The sequence below is a fragment of the Pantoea sp. X-Soil-ISGK-355 genome, assembly GCF_059730805.1.
In genome coordinates this window covers 353,905-378,837 of record NZ_AP035972.1, presented here as the reverse complement: position 1 = coordinate 378,837, position 24,933 = coordinate 353,905, and the positions used below count along the sequence as shown (strand labels likewise).

The window sequence follows — 24,933 nt, the reverse complement described above, 5'->3', positions numbered from 1 at the left end:
CGATTTCCTTAAATTATTGGTGAGGTGCTAAGGGCGGTCGGGTCGTCATGCCTCATGACACGGGCCGTTATTTATTTAACACAGAGCATGCAAAGGTTATTTTTTGCCGTTATAAAGCGCATAGAAATAGTGCTCGACCTGCTCAAGACTTCTTCCCCGGGTCTCGGGAATAAACTTCACAACAAATACAGAGCCGCCGATGCCAATCAGGGCGAATATAAAGAAGGCACCCGCCAGACCAAACGCGGCTAATAACAGCGGGAAGGCCATGGAGATGGCGAAATTGGCGATCCACAGTGAGAAGACCGCGCCACCCATACAGATGCCACGCATCCGGGCGGGGAAGATTTCCGACAGCAACAGCCAGGTGACCGGTGACAATGCGCCCTGCTGGAAGCAGAGAAACATCAACATGCCCGCCAGCACCAGATAAGCCCGCAGCAGGTTGACCGTGCCGTTGAGGTATTCCGGCATCAGCCAGCAGACCAGCCCGATAAAGAACAGGCAGCAGGTGCAGCCCATCTGACCGATTAATACCAGCGGGCGACGTCCCGTTTTGCCGATTAACCAGATACCCACCAGTGTCATCACTACCGAAATCACACCATTCGCAATGGTGGCAAACAGCGCGGCATCGTTGCTGAGTCCGGCTGCGGTCAGCATAGTAGGTGCGTAATACATAATGGTATTGACGCCAGTCAGCTGCTGAATCGCAGCGATGCCCACGCCCAGCAGGAAGATTTTCATCAGCCATGGCGTCGCGAGATCGCGCAGGCGGCCTTTACCTCGCTGCCGGTTCTCTTCGATGGTTTCTTCAATCTCTTCCAGTTCCCACTCCACATCTTCAGCGGCGCGGGTTTTTTCCAGCACCTCACGCGCTGCCTGACTGCGACCTTTCATTACGTGCCAGCGCGGGGTTTCAGGCATAAATATCATGCCGATCCAGAGCAGAGCGGCGGGAACAATCGACAGCGCCAGCATCCAGCGCCAGGTATTTTCGCCGCCCCAGATATCGTTAAAGGTGGCATTGGAGATATACGCCAGCAGCTGACCGCTGACGATCATCAGTTCCTGCAGGGTGACCAGCTGGCCACGTTTATTGGCGGGGGCGATTTCTGCGATGTAGACCGGCACGGTCGCGGCAGCACCGCCCACGGCAAAGCCCAGGAACAGGCGAGAAGCGATCATCCAGGTGACATCAGGCGCCAGCGCCGAGCCGACAGCGCCAAAGGCGAAGATCAGCGCCAGCGCAATGATGATGCGGCGTCTGCCGAGGCCATCCGCCAGATGACCGGCAGCCAGCGCGCCGAAGGCGGCACCAAACAGCAGGGAGCTGGTGACCAGCCCGGTGGTAAACGGGGTAAGATGCAAATCGCCACGCATAAACAGTAACGCGCCCGAAACCACGCCGGTGTCATAACCAAACAGCAATCCACCCAGGGTAGCAACCAGCGCAATAATCTTCACAAAAGGCTCGGTGCGGGTGGCGCTATTTGGACCGGAGGCCGGGTTCGACGAGATATAAAGTTCTTTTTCCATGAATACTCCTGGCAATAACAACAAAGACAAAACGTCAGAACATGAAGAAGCCATCACCCTACTGATATTTTTATTTCGGGTTAAATTATATTTGAAACTTAGTTTTCATTATGTGAGCTCAAGCCTTTCGCGTTTTTTATTTTGATGGGATTCCATCAAATCCCAAATAAGCCCTTTGAAGTTAAAGGGATTATTTGGGGGAATAACAGATTGGGGGTATTTCAGACGGGGCAGAACAGTCAGGAATGCACGGCGGCAAAAAGAAAATAAAAAGGGTCAGGATGAAACATCCCAACCGCAGTCAAAAAAACAGGCCGGTGTCAGCGAATGGCCAGGGCGTTTAGCGCTGATAATAGCGCGTCCACTTTTGGCAGGAACTGTTTGCGGCGTGGCCACACCACGCTCAGCGTCAGCCCGTCGGGCTGTAACTGCGGCATAATAATTTCCAGTTCACTGGCGGCCACGGCGCGCTGAATCAACCATGAGGGCATCTGCGCGACACCCAGCCCGGCAATGACTGCCTGAAGCTGTGCATCGACGTCGCCCAGCGCCAGCCGGTAGGGCACGTCGCGCCAGTGGGGCTGTCCATCTTCGGTGGTAAATAGCCAGGGTTTGGTTGTGCCATCCACACGCTCATAAAGAATGGCGGGATGGTTCAGCAGCGCTGCTTCATTTTCAGGACGGCCTTCCCGGGCCAGATAAGCGGGAGAGGCACAGAACTGCATCTTCTCGCGACCCATGTTACGCCAGCCCAGCGACGCGGGAAGGTCGGGTGCACCGCCGATCCGCACCGCCACATCCACGCCTTCCTCAAACAGGTCAACAAAGCGATCGGACAAACTCAGGCTCAGTGCCAGCTCTGGATTTTGCTGGCAGAAGGGCATCAGCAGCGGCATGACGTTGAGGCGGCCATAGGTGGTGGGCACCGCCAGACGCAGCCGGCCGGAAGGAATGGTGCGCTGAGCCGCCAGTACCGCCTCGGCTTCGGCCAGATCCTCCAGCACCCGCAGACAGGTCTGATAATAGGCGCTGCCCGCGTCGGTCAGATTCAGGCTACGCGTGGTGCGCTCCAGCAGCCGCGAGCCTAAGCGCGCTTCCAGTCGGCTGATGCTCTTGCTGACCGCCGAGCCGGTCACGTGCAGACGTTCAGCCGCGGCGGTAAAGCTGCCACACTCCACGCTGGCGACAAACGGGAGAATATCTTTAAGGCGATGATCGTGCATCGATTAGTGAACTCAGGTTGAGAATGCTGTGAATAAATGCCAGAGATAAGAACTGAATTCTCTATTAGGCTTAGCATTACGCAAAACGAGGAGAAATCAAATGAAAAAGCACGCTTTAATTGTGGGCATCAGCGGCGTTATTGGTCGCGCACTGGCAGATAAATTACAGCAGGAAGGCTGGCAGGTCAGTGGCCTGTCACGCGGACGTGGTGCCGTACCTGAAGGCGCAACCAGCCTGACAGCCGATCTGACCGATGCAGAGGCTGTCCGTGAAGCACTGAAAGAGGTAAAACCGGATGCGCTGTTTTTCAGCGTCTGGGCGCGTCAGGAAAATGAGAAAGAGAATATCCGCGTCAACGGCGGCATGGTTCGCAATGTGATTGAAGCACTCGGTGAACGCCTCAAAGGTTCGCACGTCGCGCTGGTGACCGGACTGAAGCACTATCTGGGTCCGTTTGAAGCCTACGGTAAAGGCGCCGTGCCGGTTACGCCGTTCCGTGAAGAGCAGGGGCGTCAGCCGGTCGATAACTTTTATTATGCGCAGGAAGATGAAGTGTTCGCGGGCGCAGATAAGTATGACTATCGCTGGAGCGTGCACCGTCCGCATACCATCATCGGCTATGCCGTAGGCAATGCGATGAACATGGGACAGACGCTGGCGGTTTATGCGACGCTGTGCAAAGAGAAGGGCTGGCCGTTTATCTTCCCGGGTTCGCCAGAGCAGTGGAATGGTGTCGCTGATATGACCGATGCGGGTCTGCTGGCCGAGCAATTGCATTGGGCGGCAACGTCACCAAACGCCGCTAATCAGGATTTCAACGCGGTAAATGGCGATGTGTTCCGCTGGAACTGGATGTGGCCAAAACTGGCTGACTATTTCGGTATCGAAGCTGCAGACTACCCGGCGAAGATGATGCCGCTGGAAGATCGCATGCAGGAAGCTGAGAGCGCATGGCGGGCAATAGCAGAGCAGCATCAGCTGCGTGAGGCCGATGTGACTAAGCTGGCCTCGTGGTGGCATACCGATGCCGACCTGGGTCGTCCGATGGAAGCCTTTACCGACATGAGTAAGAGCCGCAAAGCGGGCTTTACCGGCTATCGCAGTACGCTGGACTCCTTTACACAGCTGTTTGATAAGCTGAAAGCGGAAAAAGTCATCCCGAAATAAACCCAGCAGGCGCCGCATCAGGCGCCTGTTTCGTTTCTGGCAGATAGCTATACTCTGACACCTAATCAGTGAATGGAGGAGTGAATCCTATGGCGACATGTTTCATTATCGGGGCGGCAGGTAAGGTTGGCCAAAAGCTGACCCGTCAGCTGAGCAACAAAGGCCACACTGTCACGGCAATGCACCGCAAGCCGGAACAGGCTGAGTCCCTGCAGGCCGCAGGCGCTAAGCCTGTCGCGGGCGATATTCAGCAGCTGAGCGTGACGGCGCTGGCAGAGTTGATGGCCGGTCACGACGTGGCGGTCTTTACAGCGGGTGCGGGCGGTGCCGGTATCGCGCTGACCAATGCCATTGACGGTGAAGGGCTGAAGCTGGCGGTCGCCGCCGCAGAGCAGGCTGGCGTGTCACGCTTTATGCTGGTATCCGCTTTTCCGGATGCGGGCCGCGGTAAAACGCCGTCTGAGGGATTTGAGAACTATATGCGGGTGAAACGCCTGGCGGATGTGGAACTGGTGGCGAGCAAGCTGGAGTGGGTGATCCTGCGGCCTGGCACGCTGACCGATGAGGCTGGTACGGGTCGGGTGCATGCAGATCTGGCGATCCCCTATGGTGAGATCCCGCGCGAAGATGTGGCAGCGACGCTGGTCGGTCTGATTGAGAATCCGGCGATTAAGTATCAGATTATCGAACTCACCAAAGGTGAGGTGCAGATCGATATGGCGTTGCAGCGGTTGCAGCGCGGTTAACAGGGTCCGATAGCGGCGCTTTAGTTTACCTGGGAAGGTAGGGCTGGGTTCGCGCTTTGATCGAGGCTGCTCAGGAAACGCGGTCAGATCGGAAAGACGCAAAAGCCACCATCCATGGCACGCTCGGCCCGCGCCGTCCTGGCGCGGGCCGAGCGTGTTTCCTGCGCGTTAAGCTAAGGTGTTGCTGTCAGATTTATGCTGCTTTCATTGTCGCTATGCGCCGGGCTAAAAAGTTGCTGCTGGATTTATATTGCGTTGGGAGTCCGTTCCCTGCGCATGCTTACTCTTACAGCCATCCGGTCCTTAAATCTGTCAGTCCGCATTACAAAAAAGCCCCGAGACCGGGGCTTTTTTCTTATCTGACGCAGCTTTTACTTCACGCATTTCGCGCAGTGCGCGCGCTCAATGTGCTGGAAGAAGTCGTTACCTTTGTCATCGACCAGGATAAAGGCAGGGAAGTTCTCCACCTCGATTTTCCAGATCGCTTCCATTCCCAGCTCCGGATACTCCACGCATTCCAGACTTTTGATGCTCTGCTGCGCCAGCACCGCGGCCGGGCCACCGATGCTGCCCAGATAGAAGCCGCCATGTTTATGACAGGCATCCGTCACCTGCTGGCTGCGGTTGCCTTTTGCCAGCATGATTTTGCTGCCGCCGTGAGCCTGCAGCAGATCGACGTAGGAGTCCATGCGGCCTGCGGTGGTCGGGCCGAGTGAACCAGACGCATAACCTTCGGGCGTTTTGGCCGGACCGGCGTAATAGACCGGATGATCCTTTATGTACTGCGGTAATCCTTCGCCGTTATCGATGCGCTCTTTGAGTTTGGCATGAGCAATGTCACGCGCCACGATAATGGTGCCGGTCAGTGACAGGCGGGTAGAGACCGGATACGCAGAAAGCTGCGCCAGAATCTGCTCCATTGGACGGTTAAGATCAACCTGCAACACCTCACCTTCACCCTGCTGACGCAGCGCTTCCGGGATCAGGCGACCTGGGTTGGCTTCCAGCTTTTCAATCCAGATACCTTCGCGGTTAATCTTCGCTTTAATATTACGGTCAGCCGAGCAGGAGACGCCCATGCCGATCGGGCATGACGCGCCGTGACGCGGCAGACGCACCACGCGGATGTCGTGCGCGAAATATTTGCCGCCAAACTGCGCGCCAAGGCCGAGCTGCTGCGCCGCTTCCAGCAGCTCCTGCTCAAGCTGAACGTCACGGAAAGCCTGACCGTGCTCGTTGCCTTCAGTCGGTAAGCCGTCGTAATAGTGCGTCGAGGCGAGCTTAACGGTTTTCAGGGTGCTTTCAGCCGAGGTGCCGCCGATAACAAACGCAATATGGTAAGGCGGGCAGGCTGCGGTGCCGAGGGTACGCATCTTATCCACCAGGTAATTTTTCAGCTTGCCGGGGCTCAGCAGCGCTTTGGTTTCCTGATAGAGATAGGTTTTGTTAGCGGAGCCGCCACCTTTGGCGATACAGAGGAATTTATACTCATCGCCATCGACGCTGTAGAGGTCGATCTGCGCCGGCAGGTTAGTGCCGGTGTTCACCTCTTTGTACATATCCAGCGCGGCATTCTGTGAATAGCGCAGGTTATCTTCGATGTAGGTGTTGTAGATACCCTGTGACAGCGCGGCCTCGTCGCCACCGCCGGTCCAGACGCGCTGGCCCTTTTTGCCCATGATGATCGCGGTGCCGGTATCCTGACAGGTCGGCAGCACGCCTTTGGCGGCAATTTCAGAGTTTCTTAAAAACTGCAGGGCGACATATTTGTCATTGTCGCTGGCTTCCGGGTCATTAAGGATAGAAGCCACCTGCTGCTGGTGGGCCGGACGCAGCATGAAAGAGGCGTCGTGGAACGCCTGCTGGCTCAGCAAGGTCAGCGCCTGCGGGTCGACTTTAAGGATCTCCTGACCCTCAAACTCGGCGACCGAGACATGCTCCCGAGTCAGCAAGTAGTATTCAGTATCTTCGTGGGACAGCGGAAAAGGGTTCTGATAGACAAAAGGTTTGTTCGACATTTTTTCTCACTTAATGACCGGCTGAACCTCCGCGGGCAGGCTGCGGGGCGCAACATCATAGGCGAATTCATTGTTTATTATGCTTCCCCGCTGCGGGTGCAGCGGGGAAGTGAAGGAATGGTATCTTATAACGCGTTGATCTGCATGTTGTATCCGTCAGAACATCCACACCATCCACGGATAAGCAATCACCATCATAGAGACCAGGAAGATGGCACCGAAGATGGTACCCAGACGCCAGTAATCTTTTGTCGGCAGATAACCGCTGCCGTAATAAATCGGGCTTGGGCCAGTACCGTAGGGCGTGATGATGCCCATCACACCCAGAGAGGTACACAGCATCAGGCAGAAGACTGGCATATTGATGCCCGGGATTGACGCTGCAATGGTCAGCATGGCCGGTAACAGGGCAGTAGTATGTGCCGTGGTACTGGCAAACAGGTAGTGGAGCAGGAAGAAGGCGATTAATAGCACCACGGCTGAAATCTGTGGGTCATAGCCCTGCAGCAGCATGCCTCCCTCTTTACCTAGCCAGGCGATGAAGCCGACGCGGGCCAGGCCATCAGCCAGCGCCACCAGCGTTGCGAACCAGGCGAACGTATTCCAGGCCGGCTTGTTGCTGGTAATGTCGTTCCAGTTCAGGACGCCGGTCCACAGCATCAGTACCACCACCAGCAGCGCAGCCATCGCAGGTTCAATCCACGAGGTGGCGAAGATCCACATCAGCAGGGCACAGACCACAAACACCAGCAGCAGGATTTCATTGCGTGTCAGGCGGCCCAGTTTCTCCAGTTCAGCGATAGCCCATTTCGGCACTTCATCATTGATTTTGACTTCTGGCGGATAGAACCAGTAAGCCAGCAGCGGCATGGTCAGAATCAGCAGCACGCCCAGCGGCAGGAAGGCCAGGAACCACATACCCCATGAGATATCAAAACCGATGATGCTTTTCACCAGCGCCAGTGCCAGCAGGTTAGGTGCCAGCGCTGAGAGGAACATCGAACTGGTGATACAGGCTGCGGTGATCGCGACCCACATCAGATACGAACCGATCTTACGGGCGCTCGGGTCGTTGGGTTTAGAGCCGTAAAGCGGAGGCAGGTTAGCAATAATCGGATAGATAGTACCGCCACTGCGCGCGGTGTTTGAGGGGGTAAACGGTGCCAGAAGCAGGTCAGCGAAGGTAATGGCATAGCCCAGCGTCAGGCTGCGGCGACCCAGATATTTCACCAGAATCAGGGCCAGACGACGACCAAACTGCGTCTTGTCATACCCGGCGGCGAACATAAAGGCACCGAAGATGAGCCAGACCGTGGAGTTACCGAAACCGCTGACCGCCCACTTAAAGGACTCACTGGCGACTTTGAATTTCGGGTTAGCCAGTTCCTCCGGGCTGAAGAGGACAAACTGACTGAACAGCGCGATGGCCACGACGCCGGTCAGGCCGATAACGGCACCGGGCAGCGGCTCAAAGATCAATCCGACAATCACGCCGACAAAGATGGCGAAGAAGTGCCAGGCATAGGGTTCGAGACCGGCCGGTGTTGGCACCAGCAACAGCAACACAGCAACGATGACTGGCAGAGCCAGCATGATAGCTTTCTTTTTACCCGCCGCCGCAGGGGCAGCTTTAGGGGGTTCAGTTACAGCTGAGAGTGGTTTCATAGTATTTTATCTGCACGTTGAGAAGAATGCGATTTGCGCCCCGGACCTTCACTGATGACTTTCTTATTTATTCTTAATAGTGTGAATAAACCGCGATGCAATGATTTTATCAATCTGCTGCTGGACTATTGAGCAGCATTTTTAAATCCATGTAAATATGATGCGATTTTTGCAAATATAGATTTTGATCCAGATCAAAGAAATTTATTCATTATTCCCCCGTTTTTAACATTTATTTTTTATTTATATTTTTGACATCGACATTCTGACAGTTTTGTGAAGCTGATCGACAAATCCTGGGAAGGCCCCGGTCGACCCATTCATCTTAACACTATGATCATAAAGGTTAAATTATTTATGTAAATCAATGGTTGATTTTTAGTTACCCATGGTTAACAATTAATATAACTACACTTCCTGAATTCAGCAAATAAAAACTCTGAATCGTTTAAAAGTTAAAAAAGTAAATTTATCACTTATGAAAGCAAAGATAAGGGTATATTAGACGCATGACATCGGACCACTTAATAAAGCGATAATTTGCGTCCGCTAAAAAATTTCCAGACTTTTAAATCTTGGAGTTTATCGCAATGAAATCTCTCACCCCCATCCTTAATCCACTTACCCTGCCTGGCGGCGCTGTGTTAAAAAACCGACTGGTGATGGCCCCCATGACCACCTGTACCGGTTTTTATGACGGAACGGTCACCAGCGAACTGGTCGAGTATTACCGCGCACGTGCAGGCAGCATCGGAACTGTGATCGTTGAGTGCTGCTTTATTGATAACCGCGGCCCGGCGTTTCCGGGTGCCATTGCTATCGACAGTGACAACAAAATTCCTGGTCTGAAACGCATCGCGGACGCGATTAAATCGGAAGGCTCCACGGCCATTCTGCAGATCTATCACGGTGGCCGCATGGTCGAGCCGGAACTCATCGGCGGGAAAACACCGGTTGCGCCGAGCGCCATTGCCGCACCACGCGAAGGTGCCACTCAACCGCTGGCGCTGAGCGCTGAAGAAGTCGAAACCATGATCACCAAATTTGGTGATGCGGTGAACCGTGCTATTAAGGCCGGTTTCGACGGCGTCGAAATTCATGGTGCGAACACCTATCTGATTCAGCAGTTCTATTCTCCGAATTCTAACCAGCGCGATGACAAGTGGGGCGGCAGCCGCGATAACCGCGCGCGCTTCCCGCTGGAAGTGCTGGAAATCACTCACAAAATGGCGGAGCGCTTCGCCCATAACTCGTTCATCATCGGCTATCGCTTCTCGCCAGAAGAGATCGAAGTGCCCGGCATCCGCTTTGACGACACCCTCTATCTGCTGGAAAAACTGGCCGCGCGCGGACTCGATTATGTTCACTTCTCTGTCGGCCAGCTGCTGCGCCCGTCCATTGTCGATACGCAGGACCCGACGCCGCTGATCGAGAAATTCGTTGCGATGCGCTCGCCAGTGCTGGCAAAAGTGCCGGTGATTGGTGTCGGCGGCGTGGTGAATAAAGCCGACGCCGAACTGGCGCTGGAAAAAGGCTATGACCTGGTGGCCATTGGTAAAGCCTGTATCGCCTATCCGAACTGGGCTGACCGCATCATCAATAACGAACATCTCGAACTCTACATCGACAGCAATAAACGCGAAGAGCTGCAGATCCCGGAACCGCTGTGGCGCTTCTCGCTGGTCGACGCGATGATCCGCGACATGAGCGAATCGGGCCGTAAATACAAAGCGGGTGTTTATCAGGAGAAAGTGGAAGCCGAAGCGCTGAAGCTGAAAATCAACGTCACACTGGATACCGACCGTATTACCGACATCTCGCTGGTGCCGGACGATACGCTGGATGTGGACTTCACCACCACCTTTGAAAGCCTGCGTAACCGTATTCTGGTGGCGAACAGCCCACACGTTGATGCGATTACCGGCGCGACCACCCAGAGTGAAGCGCTGAAAAAAGCGGTTTCCCGTGCGCTGACCACCTCCAGCAAAGAGCATGTGATTGAAGAGGGCGGTAACCCTAATGCCCCACAGAATTACGATGTGGTGATTGTGGGCAGCGGCGGTGCCGGTCTGGCGGCGGCGATTCAGGCGCACGATGAAGGCGCACGTGTGGTTATCATCGAGAAGATGCCGACCATTGGCGGCAATACCATCAAAGCGTCTGTGGGTATGAACGCCGCCGAAACCCGTTTCCAGAAACTCAAAGGCATCGAAGACAGCAAAGAGCTGTTCTACGAGGAGACGCTCAAAGGCGGCCAGTTCAAAAACAACCCGGTATTGCTGCGCGAGTTTGTGGACCTGGCGCCTGAGGCGATTGAGTGGCTGGCGAATCACGGCATTGAACTGAATGACATCACTATTACCGGTGGGATGAGCATCGACCGTACTCACCGTCCGGCTGACCGTTCAGCGGTAGGTGGCTTCCTGATCAGCGGCCTGGTGAAAAATATCAACAGCCGCAACATCGAAGTGCTGCTGGAAACCTCTGTTGCAGAAATTCTTTATGAGAACGGTGCTGTAACGGGTGTGAAAGTGGTCGATGAATACAACGACAGCCGTATCCTTAACGCCAGAAGCGTCATTGTAGCGACCGGCGGATTCAGTGCGAACCGTGAGCTGGTGGTGAAATATCGCCCTGAACTTGATGGCTTTGTCACCACTAACCACAAAGGTGCGACCGGTAGCGGTATTGCGATGCTGGAGAAAATTGGTGCCGGAACGGTGGATATGGGGGAAATTCAGATTCACCCGACTGTTGAGCAGACCACGTCTTATCTGGTCTCTGAATCGATTCGCGGCGGCGGCGCTATCCTGGTCAGTCAGGCCGGCAAGCGTTTCTACAACGAGATGGAGACCCGCGACAAAGTCTCAGCGCAGATTATTGCCCTGCCAGAGAAGAGTGCCTGGATTGTGTTTGACGAGCAGGTGCGCATGAATAACAAAGCGGCTGACGAGTACATCGCCAAGGGCTTTGTGGTCAGCGCGCCAACCGTGGCGGAACTGGCGGTGAAACTCAACATGAGTGAGCATCACACGCTGGAAGCGACGCTGGCACGTTACAATAACTTCGTAATAATGCAGAAAGACGAAGACTTTGGTCGCCAGACCGCGCTGCGTCATCCGCTGAGCGAAGCGCCATTCTATGCGATTCGTGTTGCACCAGGCGTGCACCACACCATGGGCGGTGTCACCATTGATACCACCACCGCGGTGCTGGACAGCCAGAAACAGGTGATTAACGGTGCCTGGGCATGTGGCGAGGTGGTTGGCGGCATTCATGGCGCGAACCGTATTGGCGGTAACGCCGTTGCAGATATCATTATCTTCGGTATCCTGGCTGGCGGTAACGCCGCCGCCTACGCCCGACGTTAACGGCAGTCTCCGGCATCCGCATCCTGCGGGTGCCGGTTTTCCCCTTTAAAGCAGAGTCGCCTATGTTAACTGATGCGCGTGTCTATGCTTATTCCGCTGTATTAATGGGTTCGCCCATCCTGCTCAAACTCTTCGAAGACAACCAGACGCTGGCCAGGCAGGTTTTTCGCCTGATCAAACAGCAGGAGAATCTCTTCACGGTAAATCGCGCGGCGTCGGAAGTCATGGCGATTAACCACGCGGCAGGAGAGCATGCGGTGGTCGTCAGTCAGCCCGTGTTTGATGTGATCGCCTGTGCGCATGCGGTGAGCCTGTTGCCCGACAGCCTGTTTAATCTGGCCATCGGTCCGCTGGTGAAGTGCTGGAAAATTGGCTTTAAGGGCCACAGCGTTCCGTCAGAAGCCGATCTTCAGGCGCGCATGACGCTGATCAATCCACAGGACGTTATCCTTGATGCTGCCACCCGCAGCGTGAGGCTGGCACGGCCAGGAATGGAGATTGACCTGGGTGCCATCGCCAAGGGCTATATCGCCGACGTAGTCCAGGCTTTTTTGCGTCAGCAGCAGGTCAGCAGTGCGCTGATCAATCTGGGCGGCAACGTTCAGACGGTGGGCGCGCCACCAGAATCCGCGGGCTGGGCAATCGGTCTGAAAAAGCCGTTTGGTGAGGCCGATGCGCTGATCGGTGTCATCGGTGTGAACAACCGCTCGGTCGTGACGTCCGGTATCTATGAGCGCTACTTCGAGCTGGATGAGGTCTGTTATCACCACATCCTGAATCCACAGACCGGTTATCCGCTGGATAACGAGCTGCTGAGTGTAACTGTAATTTCCGATCGCTCGCTGGATGGCGACATCTATACGACGCTGCTGTACGGACTGGGCGTTGAAAAGGGCATCGCCTGCCTGACCGACAAACCGGGCATTGAAGCTATCTTTGTGACCCGTGACAGGCAGATAATCTGCTCGTCACAACGTCACTTTTCGTTTCAGTTACTCGACACGGACTACCGGCTGGTTCACTGACAGTATTGTTTGAGTAAGGTGTGATACTCCGGCTGCAGGCGATAGCGGTAAACCGGACGGCCCGTAACCCCATAATGAATGCTGGTGAACAGAATATTAATCTGCGCCAGCCAGATCAGGTATTTACGGCACGAGACGCGCGAGATATTGACTTCCGTCGCCAGTTCGTCGGTAGAAAATTCCGTGCCGGGATGGGCGTCGATCCACAGGCACAGTGTACGTAGCGTCTGCGGCGTTAACCCTTTCGGCAGGCGTTTCTGTTCGCTGGCACCAGGCGGATTACCATGCAACAGCTGATCAACGTCCGACTGCTGATAGAACTGATGATTATCCATGAGCGATTTTTTCTGACGCCAGCCGGTCAGCGCCTCTTCAAAGCGGGCAAACTGGAAAGGCTTAATCAGATAATCCACCACGCCATAGTTGAGCGAAGTCTTGATGGTGGCGGCATCCGCCGCTGATGAGATAATAATCACGTCAACTGGCCGCCCTGCGCTGCGCAGTTTCTGGCAGCAGATCGAGACCGTTTTCCTGCTGCATATAGATATCAAGCAGGATCAGATCAACCTGTGGTTCAGCCTCGGCCAGCCGCTCTTTGGCCTGCTGTAAGGTTGAGGCCGTGCCGCAGCAGGTGAAGCCAGGGATCTGCCCGATATAACAGCGATTCAGCTCGGCTACCATGGCGTCATCATCGACAACTAACACATTGATCATTGGGTAATCATTCCTCTCTCCCACGGAAGTTGCACTAAAAATTGGGTAAATACACCGGGTTCCGACTCGACACTAACGTTGCCGCCCAGGCTTTCGGTCTGCTGCTTAACCAGAAACAGTCCGACACCGCGATCGTCACCTTTTGACGAGACGCCGCGCTCAAAAATGGCGCTGAGCTGCGAGCTGTCGATACCTGGGCCGTCATCACTCACTTCACAGGCCAGCCAGCCATTCTGATAATGCAGCATGAGGTGAATTTCCCCTTCGGTTTCCGGGTCCAGCGCCTCCAGGGCATTTTCAATTAAATTGCCCAGCACGGTAATCAGAACCGCGCTCTGCTCCTCGCTGCCGCAGTCAGGCAGAAAACTCGCCTCATCGATAATCAGCTGATGACCTTCATCGGTTACCCGGTTGATTTTGCTGAGCAGGAAACCGGCAATGATCGGCGATTTGATCTTTTGCAGCAGCGAACCGATCTCCGTCTGATAGGCATTAGCGGTTTTCAGGATGTACTCTTCCATCTGTGCATAATTTTTCATATGCAGCAGGCCCAGAATCACATGCAGCTTGTTCATGAACTCATGAGACCGCTCACGTAACGCATCTACATAGTTTACCATGCCGTCCAGACGCTGCATCAGCTGGCTGATTTCGGTCTTATCCCTGAAGGTGGTTACCGCGCCGATAATGCGGTCACGACTGCGCACCGGAACGGTGTTGCTGATCAGGATGCGATTACCCAGCGTCAGCTCCTGATCGTGCCAGGCTTTGCCCGCATGCAGCGCATCCTGCTGATGACGGTGCATGACGCTCTCCTCAGCAATCAGATCACCGCTTAACGGCATCCTGCGGGTGGTCTCATGCAGTAGCTGCTGAGCCGCATGGTTAATCAGGCTGACGCGTGACTGATCATCGACCGCAATCACCCCTTCTTTAATGGAATTCAGGATCGCCTGGCGCTGTTCAAACAGGCTGGAGATTTCGTGCGGCTCCAGCCCCAGCAGTATGTTCTTGAGTCGCCTGACCAGAATCAGAATACCCAGCAGGCCAACCACACCGCCAAACAGGACGGTCCAGACGATATTCCAGCGGCTCTTCGCAATCTGAGCCGCCACATCATTCAGTGCAATGCCGATTGCCACCACGCCAATCTGCTGATGCTGGGCGTTATAAACCGGCGTAAAGACCCGCAGTGCCTCCACCAGCACCCCATGATTGACCGCGACATTTTCCCGGCCGCCGAGCGTCGGATAGATGTCATTGCCGACAAAATGTTTTCCGATCACCGCGGCATTCGGATGTGAAAAGCGGATGCCGTGCATATCCGTCACCACCACAAACAGCAGGCCGTTGCGTTTGCGCGCGGCTTCCGCCAGCGGCTGAATCTGGCTGCTGCCGTCTGGCAACAGTAACCCGCGCTGCACCTCCGGGCTGTCTGCCAGCGTTCGCGCCACCGCCATCGCTTTATCTTTAAGATGCGACTGCGCAAAGTTATCAATCTGAACGAAATAGAGCAGATGGACAGCGAGCAGCACGGTAACGATCACCGCAGTCATCATCAGGGTGGTCAGGGTACTGAGTTTCATGGGTCGTTTAGTCACGGCATGTCGGTTTTGTGGTTGGCTTGTCATCGATGTTCAGCACGGGTAGGGGATCGGCTTGAAACATACGCTAACTCACCGCATCAGTACAGTTTTAGCGGTCTGCGCGCGGGCGACAGAGCAATAACAATATTTGGGTTAGGGGATTGTATAATTCAAAGGACACCCTTAATGTGTGGTTAAAATATGTGAGCAATTCAGTAAGCCTTTTGTAATTAAATTAAGGCTAAATTGCTATTTTTAATTTTATAACTATTTTCACATTAACTCACAAATAACATTATTTTAAACTTTAAGGACTTTTTTTAACCAGTACCGTCCGAGCTGTCGATTAAAATGATGAATTCAAAGAAAGTAATCCCCACCCTTTCCCTCGCGGCCTTGTTAGTTTCTTCAGCCCTCCATGCTGAAACCTCACCAGAGAAAACCGACGTCCTGTTAATTGGCGGCGGCATTATGAGCGCCTCTATGGGCACCATGCTGGAAGAGCTGCAGCCTGGCTGGAAACAGATCATGGTCGAGAAGCTGGATGGCGTGGCGCTGGAATCCTCTAACGGCTGGAATAATGCCGGTACCGGTCACTCTGCCAACATGGAGCTGAACTATACGCCTGAGCGTAAAGACGGCTCGATTGACGTGTCCAAAGCGCTGGAAATCAACGAAGCCTTCATGGTCTCTCGCCAGTTCTGGAGTTCACAGATTAAAGAGGGCGTCATGCACGACCCGCGCTCTTTCATCAACTCAACGCCACACATGAGCTTTGTCTGGGGCGACAATGTTGACTTCCTGACCAAACGCTATGCGGCACTGCAGAAAACGGCGCTGTTCCAGGGGATGAAGTTCTCTACCGATCACAAACAGATCGCGCAGTGGGCACCGCTGGTGATGGAAGGCCGTGATCCACAGCAGAAAGTGGCCGCCACCTGGACGCCAGTCGGCACCGACGTTAACTACGGTGAAATTACCCGTCAGTTGATCGGCAGCCTGAAGAAGAATGACAACTTCCGTCTGGAAACCTCTTCTGAAGTTACCGATTTCAAACGTAACGGCGACAACTCCTGGCACGTCACGATTAAAGATGCCAAAAACGGCAACGAACGTGCGGTTGACGCAAAATATGTCTTTATCGGTGCAGGCGGCGGCGCGCTGAAATTACTGCAGAAAACCGGCATCCCGGAAGCCGATAACTATGCAGGCTTCCCGGTCGGTGGTTCATTCCTGGTCACCGAAAACAGTGCCATTGCCGATCGCCATCTGGCGAAAGTTTACGGCCAGGCTTCAACCGGTGCACCGCCGATGTCCGTTCCGCATCTGGATACCCGTTATCTGGATGGCAAACGCGTCGTGCTGTTTGGACCGTTTGCGACCTTCTCAACCAAGTTCCTGAAAAACGGTTCGCTGTTTGATCTGCTGAGCACCACCACTACCCATAACATCGTGCCAATGACCGATGTGGGTATGGATAACTTCGACCTGGTAAAATACCTGATTGGACAGGTGATGCTGAGTGATGAAGATCGCTTTGAGTCGCTGAAAGAGTACTACCCGGACGCGAAGAAAGAGGACTGGAAACTGATTCAGGCCGGTCAGCGTGTGCAGATTATCAAGAAAGATGCTGATAAAGGTGGCGTGCTGAAACTGGGTACAGAAATTGTGACCGATCAGCAGAAAACCGTGGCGGCTCTGCTGGGTGCTTCTCCTGGTGCATCAACCGCAGCGCCAATCTCTCTGAGCGTGATGCAGAAACTGTTCCCGGAAGAGTTCAAATCACCGGAATGGCAGGCGAAGATCCACAAAATGATCCCAGGTTACGGTCAGAAACTGAATGACAACGTGCCGTTGCTGCAGCAGGTCTGGAATGAGACCGCAGCGACCCTGCAACTGACCACGCCGCCCGTGATCAACATGGAAGGCAAAACCGCAGACGCGCCGGCAGCACAGCCTCAGCAGGCTGCGCCGTCAGCGAAACACGACATGGCGCTGTAACAGCAGTCTGACGTGAAAAAAGCCCGCCCAGGTTTACCTGCGCGGGCTTTTTTATTGCTTCGTTGTCAGTGTTACTCCGGCGTGTTACCGCGCCACTTGCCCCACGGATCTTCAGCGGGTGCCTGATCGGCTTCTTCAGCCGGTTCGTCGCGTGCTGCCGGTTGCGCGTTTAACGAGGCCAGATAAAGCGCTTCGACTTCAGCCCGCGCCCACGGCGTACGGCGTAAAAATTTCAGGCTCGATTTAACGCTGGGATCGCTTTTAAAGCAGTTAATGTTGATCCGTTTTGCCATTTCAGCCCAGCCATACTGCGCGACCAGACTGTTTATCTGCATCTCCAGTGTGATGCCGTGAAGAGGATCTTTTGAGGTGTGTGCGTTCATCATCTATCCGCCTGATTCATTCAATGCCGCACATCCTGACAACCGTAAAGCGGTTGTGCAAGGACTGAAGGTGAAAAAGAGCGTGTGGGGGGGTGTACCTGCAGATTTATGTGTCTGCGCTAACGCGACGGGCAGAAGTTTGCGCAGATCAGCAGCGATTGTGCTAATCATAAACGACTGATGATGCTTTAAAAAGGATCGCCTGTCATGTCTGCCCCTGCTGATAATCTGCTCTCCTCCGCCAGCCGAAAACGTGCTCTGCTTGCCGGTTCGGTCGGTAATTTCATTGAATGGTATGAGTTCGCGGTCTATGGCTTTCTGGCCACGGTGATTGCGCAGAACTTTTTCCGGCTGGAAGGCGAGTCTGCGCTGACCGGACTGCTGCTGACCTACGCGTCGTTCGCCATCGCTTTTTTCTTCCGTCCACTGGGTGCGATTGTTTTTGGCCGGATGGGCGATCGCATCGGGCGAAAACCCACACTGATTTTTGTATTAATTATGATGACGCTGGCGACAGCTGCCATCGGTCTGGTTCCGACTTATGCCCAACTGGGTATCCTGGCGCCGCTGATCGTGACCGGCCTGCGTATCCTGCAGGGCCTGTTCGCAGGAGGCGAGTATGGTGGGGCGGTGTCGCTGATGACCGAGTTTGCACCACGCGGAAAGCGCGGTCTGTATGGCGCGTGGCAATCCTTTACCGTGGCGCTGGGATTACTGGCGGGCGCAGGCATAGTGGCATTGCTCTCAGTGTTGCTGACGCCAGAGCAGATGCTGAGCTGGGGCTGGCGCATCCCATTCTTTATCGCACTGCCGCTGGGGGGGCTGGCACTCTGGCTGCGGGTGCAGATGGAAGAGACGCCCGCATTTGTTCAGCAGCAGGCACAGCCCCATGCAAAAGTGAACGCCAGCCTGGGCGACACGCTGAAAACGATTCTGCTCGGTATCTGCCGGCTGATGGTGTGGTCAGCGGCCGGTTACACCTGGCTGGTGATTATGCCGACTTATCTGCAGGCATCGCTGCACACCGGCTTTAACCAGGCACTGCTGATTGCGGTGATATCGAACCTCGGTTTTGCCGCCACCATCATCCCGGCCGGGATGCTGAGCGACAGGATTGGCCGCCGCGCCGTGATGGTCTCAGCTGCGGTGCTGCTGCTGGTGCTCTCTCTGCCGCTGTTAAACGTTTTGCAGGCAGAGAGTACCGGACTGCTGTTGAAAGCGCTGGTGGTCTTTATCGCAGGTGGCGTGGTCGGTTTGCTGGCAGGACCCGGCCCCGCGATGCTCGCCGAGATGTTTCCGACGCGGGTACGCTACACCGGGCTGGGGCTGGCTTATTCACTTTCCAATGCAGTCTTTTCCGGCTGCGCGGGACTAATCATCACCGGGCTGATTAAAGAGACCGGTAATCCCGATATTCCCGCCTGGTATGTGATGGCGACGGCGCTGGTGAGTATTGTGGCGCTGATGACGCTGAATAAAGATGATCATCTGCGACGGCTGGATGAGCCGCCGTCGCGCTAAGATCTGGATGGTGGTTTGAGCGGTAAAGGATAATCCGGCAGGCTGCCTGTGCATCAGGCAGCCCGTTAGCATGAACGCCCGTAAGGGGGCAGGCGTTGGTTATTCAGAACAGATTAGCGATCATGCGATGACGATAAACTGAAAACCTGATCACGCGAACGGACTTTATCAGCGTGGTTATCGGCAATGATAATCACAGCCGCCATAATCAGGCCCATAATAATGATGATTAATTTACGCAGCAGCATAAGTCATTACTCCTGTTGAATTACCTAACCCAGACGAACAGTCATTATTTTTGGTTAATCAGAGAGTTAATTTGAATATTGATCTATTATGGCTGAAAGATAAGCTTTATTTTTTGATCGCGATGCGGTTTATCAATATCAGATAAAATAAAAACGTTATGCGGGTTGAATATTAAACACGGGCTAAACAGGCTCATTAAATTCGCCGGTTACGCTTCCGTGCGTTTGGTCAATAAGAATTGAACATACAGGCGTACGCCGTGAGGGCATTGCTAAAAAAGAGATGCCGGAGACCGGAATCTGGCTGGCCGGCGGCGACGAGCTGATTCCGGTGCAGGCAATTTTCTACAAATGAGTTTAATGCGGTGCTGCTTTAACGTTGACTATTCCGGGATCGATAAGCGCAATAATTAAACCCAGCTCAACCTGCTCATCAATTAGCATATCAGCCGCTTCGTTTTTTGAATGTTATCCAGCATGCGCTCCAGCGCGTCGATGCGTGATTAGGGCACGGCATTATGCCAGACATTCAGGCCACTACGCTCGTGTACCTCGATTTTTGCACCGAATGAAGCAGCCAGTACAAGACCTGAGATGAAGAGGCCAGGTTACGGATCGGAGGGGGCAGGGATGAACAGGTCATCAACGCAAAGAGAGCGGCAGAAAAATAAAAAGGCGCCCGAAGGCGCCTCTGTGGTGTGAACCGATGTGATGAATTACACCAGCTGCTGTGCCGTTTTTTCCACCAGCGTCAGCAACACCTTGATATCTTCCAGCGTTACCGTTGGGTTCAGCAGGGTCATCTTCAGGCAGGTCACGCCATCATGCTCGGTCACACCGACGTTGGCGCGGCCTGACTCCAGCAGGGCATCCCCGATGCGCTGGTTCAGCAGGGCGATATCCGCACTGCTGAGGTGCGCCAGATGCGCCGGACGATAGCGGAACAGCACGCTGGCCAGTTGCGGTTTCATCACCAGCTCCAGAGCAGGCTGCTCTTCAACGTACTGTGCCACCTGCTGTGCCAGCGTCACACCGTGATCGATGATTTCGGCATACTGCTTCTGACCCAGCGCTTCCAGACCCATCCACAGTTTCAGTGCATCAAAACGACGGGTGGTCTGCAGCGATTTGGAGACCAGATTCGGCACGCCCTGTGCTTCATCAAACTCCGAGTTCAGATAGGCCGCCTGGTAGCGCATCAGCTCATAGTGACGCGCTTCCTTCAGCAGGAAGGCACCACAGCTAATGGTCTGGAAGAACTGCTTGTGGAAGTCCAGCGTAATGGAGTCGACCAGCTCAATGCCATCCAGATAGTCACGATACTTCTCTGACAGCAGCAGCGCGCCGCCCCAGGCCGCATCGACGTGCACCCAGATGTTCTCTTCCGCCGCCAGCGCCGCGATTTCACGCAGGGGATCGATTGCACCGGCATCGGTAGTTCCCGCCGTGGCAACGATCGCCAGAATGTTTTCGCCGTTAGCTTTGGATGCGGCCAGCTTCTGACGCAGATCATCCATATCCATGCGGGCAAACTGGTCACATTTCACCTGCGTGACGGACTGATAGCCCAGACCCAGCAGCGCCATATTCTTCTGTACGGAGAAGTGCGCGTTCTCTGAGCAGAAGACTTTAATCTTCTTCAGATCGCCGGTTAAGCCATCCTGCTGAACAGAATGACCCTGACGCGCAAACCAGGCGTCACGCGCCAGCATCAGACCCATCAGGTTGCTCTGGGTGCCGCCGCTGGTGAAGACGCCCGCGTCGCCAGGCTGATAACCGACCTGGGTGCGCAGCCACTCAATCAGCTTCATCTCAATCAGGGTGGCAGACGGTGCCTGATCCCATGAATCCATGCTCTGGTTGGTGGCGTTGATCAGCACTTCCGCCGCCTGGCTGATGACCAGGCTTGGACAGTGCAGGTGCGCCACACATTGCGGGTGATGCACCGACAGGCTGTCTTTGAGGAAGTACTCAATGGCGCGTTCAATCGCGGCCTGGTTACCCAGGCCCTGAGGATTGAAGTCCAGCGTAATGCGCTCGCGCAGCTCTGCGACGGTTTTTCCCTGATACATCTCAGGTTGTTCCAGCCACTTAACGACGGCCGCGCTACTCTGGGCAATCGCCTGCTGGTAGGCCTCGGTACTCTGTGCTGAGGCCGCCAGAATCGGGTTTAACCGGGACATTGCATTCACTCCACTTAAACTGCTTTCACGCCAGCGGACAGCAGGGCGTTTTCAAATTTATCCATGAATACGTCCAGTTCTGCATCTGTGATCAGCAGGGAAGGCAGCAGACGTAATACGCTGCCGTGACGTCCGCCACGCTCCAGAATCAGGCCGTTCTCAAAACATTTTTTCTGTACCAGTGCAGACAGTTCGCCGTCAGCCGGGAAGCTGCCCATATGGTCAGCAGGTTCGTCGGGTTTCACCAGCTCAATGCCGATCATCAGACCCAGACCACGCACGTTGCCGATTACCGGGTAGCGCTGCTGCAGCTCGCCCAGTTTGCCTTTCAGCCATTCACCCTGTGCCGCAACTTTGTCAGCGATGTTGTTATCTTTCAGCAGCTTCAGCGTGGTCAGGCCGGTCGCCATCGCCAGCTGGTTGCCACGGAAGGTGCCGGTGTGGTGACCCGGAGACCAGGCGTCGAACTCTTTCTTAATGCCCAGTACCGCCAGTGGCAGACCGCCGCCGACCGCTTTGGACATTACGATGATGTCTGGTTCGATACCCGCGTGCTCAAAGGCGAAGAATTTACCGGTACGGGCAATACCCGCCTGGACTTCGTCGATGATCAGCAGAATGCCGTGCTCTTTGGTCACTTTGCGGATGCGCTGCAGCCACTCAGCCGGAGCCGGGTTAACCCCGCCTTCACCCTGAACTGCTTCAAGAATCACCGCCGCAGGTTTGCGAACGCCGCTTTCAACGTCATTGATCAGGTTTTCAAAGTAGTAAGTCAGTGCTTTCACGCCTGCTTCACCGCCAATGCCCAGCGGGCAGCGATAAAGGTGCGGATAAGGCATGAACTGCACTTCCGGCATCATGCCATCTACGGCTTCTTTCGGTGACAGGTTGCCGGTGACCGACAGCGCGCCGTGGGTCATACCGTGATACGCACCCGAGAAGCTGATGATCCCGGAACGACCGGTGTGCTTTTTCGCCAGTTTCAGCGCCGCTTCAACGGCATCTGCGCCGGACGGGCCGGTAAACTGCAGGCAGTACTCTTTGCCCTGACCCGGTAATAACGAGAGCAGGTACTCAGAGAACTCATCCTTTAACGGCGTAGTTAAATCGAGAGTATGTAACGGCAAGCCGCTGGTAATGACATGTTGAATGCTCTGCAGAACGTCTGGATGGTTATGACCCAACGCCAGCGTTCCGGCACCGGCAAGACAGTCGAGATACTGATTATTCTCGACGTCGGTGATCCAGACACCCTGAGCTTTCGCAATCGCGAACGGCAATTTGCGAGGATAACTTCGAACGTTTGATTCAAATTCAGCCTGACGGACTAAATAGGTTTCGTTGGTTGCGTTTAAGTTCTGTGCATTCAAACTATCAATACGGACTTTATCCGTCATCATATCTCTCCTACAACCGGGACGGGCGTAGCGTCACAGTTGAATAAATGAATTAAAATGGGTGGCTATGTGTAAAGCGCGGCCAATATAGGTGTTTTTCAGGTCCGACTCAATGATTAATTTTATCGTCAGATAACGGATTCTTTGTTATAGGAATCAATCAGTTGGTGGGTTTATGACCGCATGCATTATTGCCGCTACGCTAACGGCTTTCTAATAAATGGCGTAAAAACACCAGCTTACCCGGTTCACAAGGCGCTAAGTCAATGATAATAATCTGTGTAAACAGCTGTTTCCGGCAAAAAACGCTATCAAAAAGGCAGCTTTTCAGACGTAAAAAGCATAAGTCCGCTCAACTGACGAATACGCATTTATAGACGCTTAAAACTGCAGGCTAATTAAAATAATAAACCTTTATTTAACATTTAATTAATATATGGCGAAAGGTAAACCGTATTAACCGGGATTAACGGCATGGCCCCAGGGCAAATTCAACAAACTGGTCGAGGTCTGCCATAGCTTCGCGAGCTTTAGATTCTGAAGGATTGATCGTCAGCAAATCCGCATAGCCGTTCAGCATGGCGCTGATTTGCCTGGCGGTGCGGGGAACATCATCACACCGTAGTGTGCCGTCGGTGACGCCGTCACGGATAATCCCCTCCATTAGTGCCTGCCACACTTCAGTCATCTCTTCAGCCAGTGCAGCATATGCATCATTGTGCGCAGCCATCTGCCAGAAAGAGGCATAGAGCTGCCAGGTGGCATCCGGCGCACTCGGCAGATGGCTTTCAAACAGGGTATGCAGCCGCTGACGCGGTGTGAGCAAGGCCAGTGTGTCGGCAAAATTTTCAACATCGACCCGCATAAAGCGTTCCAGCGCCGCCAGGCAGAGTGTCTGCCAGTTGCTGAAGTAGTGGTAAATATGACTGCGTGAAATACCTACCGACTCGGTGAGTTCACGGGTGGTCACTTTTTCGATCCCTTTCTCAATAAACAGCACTATCGCTGCATCCAGGATTTTGGTTCTCAATACCTCAGCCGACTCTTTCATTATTCTCTCTATCATTGCCACGTTGACTTTGAGCAACCGCTCAAATAGACTGCTTTTTGTACTTGAGCAACCGCTCAAGAGTGACGCTATCAGAAAAAGAAACTATGTCTTCCTCAAAAACGATCCTGCCCGTTGCGGCTCCCCGCAGCGCTATTCTGACATTAAAAATGCTTGGCCGCCGCCATAGCCGCAAGCTATTCCTCACGCTGCTGCTGGTGGTGGCGGAAAACGTCATGTATCTGCTTTATCCGCTGCTGGCGGGCTTCGCTATCAACGCCATACTCTCCGGCAGGACCTGGCATGCGGTGCTCTATGCGGCGATGGTCTTTACCATGTGGGCTATCGGCGCAGCGCGGCGCAGTGTCGATACCCGGACTTTTGCCCGCATCTATGCTGAGCTGGCCGTGCCGGTGATTGTGGCACAGCGCAGCGAAAAACAGAGTGCGTCGACGATTGCTGCGCGGGTGGCGTTGTCTCGCGAGTTTGTCGACTTTTTCGAGAAGCATCTGCCGGTGCTGATTACTTCGCTGGCGTCGATGACCGGTGCGGCAGTGATGCTGCTGGCTATCGAGTTCTGGACCGGCGCAGGCTGTCTGGCGATCCTGCTCTTCTTCGCCTGTTTCCTGCCGGGATTTACCCGCAAGAACGATGCGCTGTTTGGCCGTCTTAACAACCGGCTGGAGAAAGAAGTGAGCTTTGTCAGCAACGCGAACGCCGCGTCACTGGGCCGCCACTATGGCGTGCTGGCCAGTCTGCGGATCCGCCTCTCGGATCGGGAAGCGTGCGGTTATCTGGCCATCGGTAGCGTGGCGGCACTGCTGTTTGCGGTCACTATCGCGCTAATGTCGGGCCGTGGCGGCACCAATGCGGGTCATATCTATTCGGTAATGACCTATATGTGGATGTTTGCCATGAGCCTGGATGATGGTCCTCAGTTGCTGGAGAAATATTCACAGCTCAAAGACATTGGCCGGCGGGTGAATACCGGTACGCACTGATTTTGACGATCTCTGCCACATTCCTGAAGCAACCGCCGGACTTTCCGGCGGCTGTTGAGATAAAGCGCCACAACCCGGCAAAACTACGACCGCGTT

The 24,933-nt window shown here is 54.4% G+C and carries 16 protein-coding genes and 1 pseudogene; 7 read left to right on the top strand and 10 right to left on the bottom strand.

Going from position 1 to position 24,933, the window contains the following annotated elements; all coding sequences use genetic code 11:
• Positions 1 to 96: 96 nt before the first annotated feature.
• Both AC6I8J_RS20460 and AC6I8J_RS20455 read right to left on the bottom strand, forming a co-directional pair.
• Positions 97 to 1,539, bottom strand: coding sequence for a sugar porter family MFS transporter (locus tag AC6I8J_RS20460; RefSeq protein ID WP_161736163.1), 1,443 nt, complete (start codon positions 1,537 to 1,539; stop codon positions 97 to 99).
• Between the two features lie 320 nt (positions 1,540 to 1,859).
• Positions 1,860 to 2,762: a LysR family transcriptional regulator gene (locus AC6I8J_RS20455; protein WP_260058484.1), complete on the bottom strand. Its 903-nt coding sequence runs from the start codon at positions 2,760 to 2,762 to the stop codon at positions 1,860 to 1,862.
• A gap of 100 nt (positions 2,763 to 2,862) precedes the next feature.
• On the opposite strand from AC6I8J_RS20455, the gene AC6I8J_RS20450 reads away from it, so the two are divergent.
• Both AC6I8J_RS20450 and AC6I8J_RS20445 read left to right on the top strand, forming a co-directional pair.
• Entirely contained in the window at positions 2,863 to 3,930 is a 1,068-nt protein-coding gene (locus tag AC6I8J_RS20450) for an SDR family oxidoreductase (RefSeq protein ID WP_222925802.1), read from the top strand.
• 89 nt (positions 3,931 to 4,019) lie between these two features.
• On the top strand, positions 4,020 to 4,676 hold the full coding sequence (locus AC6I8J_RS20445; RefSeq protein WP_222925801.1) for an SDR family oxidoreductase: 657 nt from the start codon (positions 4,020 to 4,022) through the stop codon (positions 4,674 to 4,676).
• A 371-nt stretch (positions 4,677 to 5,047) separates the two neighbouring features.
• Here the strand turns inward: AC6I8J_RS20445 and fumA are convergent, their stop codons facing one another.
• Both fumA and AC6I8J_RS20435 read right to left on the bottom strand, forming a co-directional pair.
• Complete coding sequence (gene fumA / locus AC6I8J_RS20440) at positions 5,048 to 6,694, bottom strand: class I fumarate hydratase FumA (RefSeq protein ID WP_222925866.1); 1,647 nt, start codon at positions 6,692 to 6,694, stop codon at positions 5,048 to 5,050.
• A 156-nt stretch (positions 6,695 to 6,850) separates the two neighbouring features.
• On the bottom strand, positions 6,851 to 8,359 hold the full coding sequence (locus AC6I8J_RS20435; protein WP_161736158.1) for an anion permease: 1,509 nt from the start codon (positions 8,357 to 8,359) through the stop codon (positions 6,851 to 6,853).
• A 590-nt stretch (positions 8,360 to 8,949) separates the two neighbouring features.
• On the opposite strand from AC6I8J_RS20435, the gene AC6I8J_RS20430 reads away from it, so the two are divergent.
• A complete protein-coding gene (locus AC6I8J_RS20430; protein ID WP_161736157.1) occupies positions 8,950 to 11,730 on the top strand; it encodes a flavocytochrome c in 2,781 nt (926 codons plus the stop codon).
• 62 nt (positions 11,731 to 11,792) lie between these two features.
• Complete coding sequence (locus AC6I8J_RS20425; protein WP_497825788.1) at positions 11,793 to 12,755, top strand: FAD:protein FMN transferase; 963 nt, start codon at positions 11,793 to 11,795, stop codon at positions 12,753 to 12,755.
• Here AC6I8J_RS20425 and dcuR read toward each other — a convergent pair.
• Together dcuR and AC6I8J_RS20415 are read right to left on the bottom strand one after the other, a co-directional pair.
• Positions 12,749 to 13,469: pseudogene (gene dcuR, locus AC6I8J_RS20420) on the bottom strand (two-component system response regulator DcuR). The gene AC6I8J_RS20425 and the pseudogene dcuR sit on opposite strands and share 7 nt — an antisense overlap.
• Complete coding sequence (locus AC6I8J_RS20415; protein WP_161736155.1) at positions 13,466 to 15,100, bottom strand: sensor histidine kinase; 1,635 nt, start codon at positions 15,098 to 15,100, stop codon at positions 13,466 to 13,468. Before AC6I8J_RS20415 ends, dcuR begins: the two are co-directional and overlap by 4 nt.
• A 306-nt stretch (positions 15,101 to 15,406) precedes the next feature.
• Here AC6I8J_RS20415 and mqo point away from each other — a divergent pair, with 306 nt between their 5' ends.
• Positions 15,407 to 17,056: a malate dehydrogenase (quinone) gene (mqo, locus tag AC6I8J_RS20410; protein ID WP_222925863.1), complete on the top strand. Its 1,650-nt coding sequence runs from the start codon at positions 15,407 to 15,409 to the stop codon at positions 17,054 to 17,056.
• Positions 17,057 to 17,127: 71 nt separating this feature from the next.
• Here mqo and AC6I8J_RS20405 read toward each other — a convergent pair whose 3' ends face one another.
• Positions 17,128 to 17,439, bottom strand: coding sequence for a VF530 family protein (locus AC6I8J_RS20405; RefSeq protein WP_222925870.1), 312 nt, complete (start codon positions 17,437 to 17,439; stop codon positions 17,128 to 17,130).
• 207 nt (positions 17,440 to 17,646) lie between these two features.
• On the opposite strand from AC6I8J_RS20405, the gene AC6I8J_RS20400 reads away from it, so the two are divergent.
• The gene (locus AC6I8J_RS20400; protein WP_222925862.1) at positions 17,647 to 18,960 is read left to right on the top strand and encodes an MFS transporter; all 1,314 of its coding nucleotides are present in this window, start codon (positions 17,647 to 17,649) and stop codon (positions 18,958 to 18,960) included.
• A gap of 964 nt (positions 18,961 to 19,924) precedes the next feature.
• On the opposite strand, the gene AC6I8J_RS20395 is transcribed toward AC6I8J_RS20400, so the two are convergent.
• The 3 genes from AC6I8J_RS20395 to AC6I8J_RS20385 form a co-directional block, all read right to left on the bottom strand.
• A complete protein-coding gene (locus AC6I8J_RS20395) occupies positions 19,925 to 21,391 on the bottom strand; it encodes a pyridoxal phosphate-dependent decarboxylase family protein (protein WP_497825787.1) in 1,467 nt (488 codons plus the stop codon).
• 14 nt (positions 21,392 to 21,405) lie between these two features.
• The gene (locus tag AC6I8J_RS20390; RefSeq protein WP_222925861.1) at positions 21,406 to 22,791 is read right to left on the bottom strand and encodes a diaminobutyrate--2-oxoglutarate transaminase; all 1,386 of its coding nucleotides are present in this window, start codon (positions 22,789 to 22,791) and stop codon (positions 21,406 to 21,408) included.
• 463 nt (positions 22,792 to 23,254) lie between these two features.
• On the bottom strand, positions 23,255 to 23,839 hold the full coding sequence (locus AC6I8J_RS20385) for a TetR/AcrR family transcriptional regulator (RefSeq protein WP_222925860.1): 585 nt from the start codon (positions 23,837 to 23,839) through the stop codon (positions 23,255 to 23,257).
• A 104-nt stretch (positions 23,840 to 23,943) separates the two neighbouring features.
• On the opposite strand from AC6I8J_RS20385, the gene AC6I8J_RS20380 reads away from it, so the two are divergent.
• The gene (locus AC6I8J_RS20380) at positions 23,944 to 24,837 is read left to right on the top strand and encodes an ABC transporter six-transmembrane domain-containing protein (RefSeq protein WP_161734564.1); all 894 of its coding nucleotides are present in this window, start codon (positions 23,944 to 23,946) and stop codon (positions 24,835 to 24,837) included.
• The last annotated feature ends 96 nt before the right edge of the window (positions 24,838 to 24,933 follow it).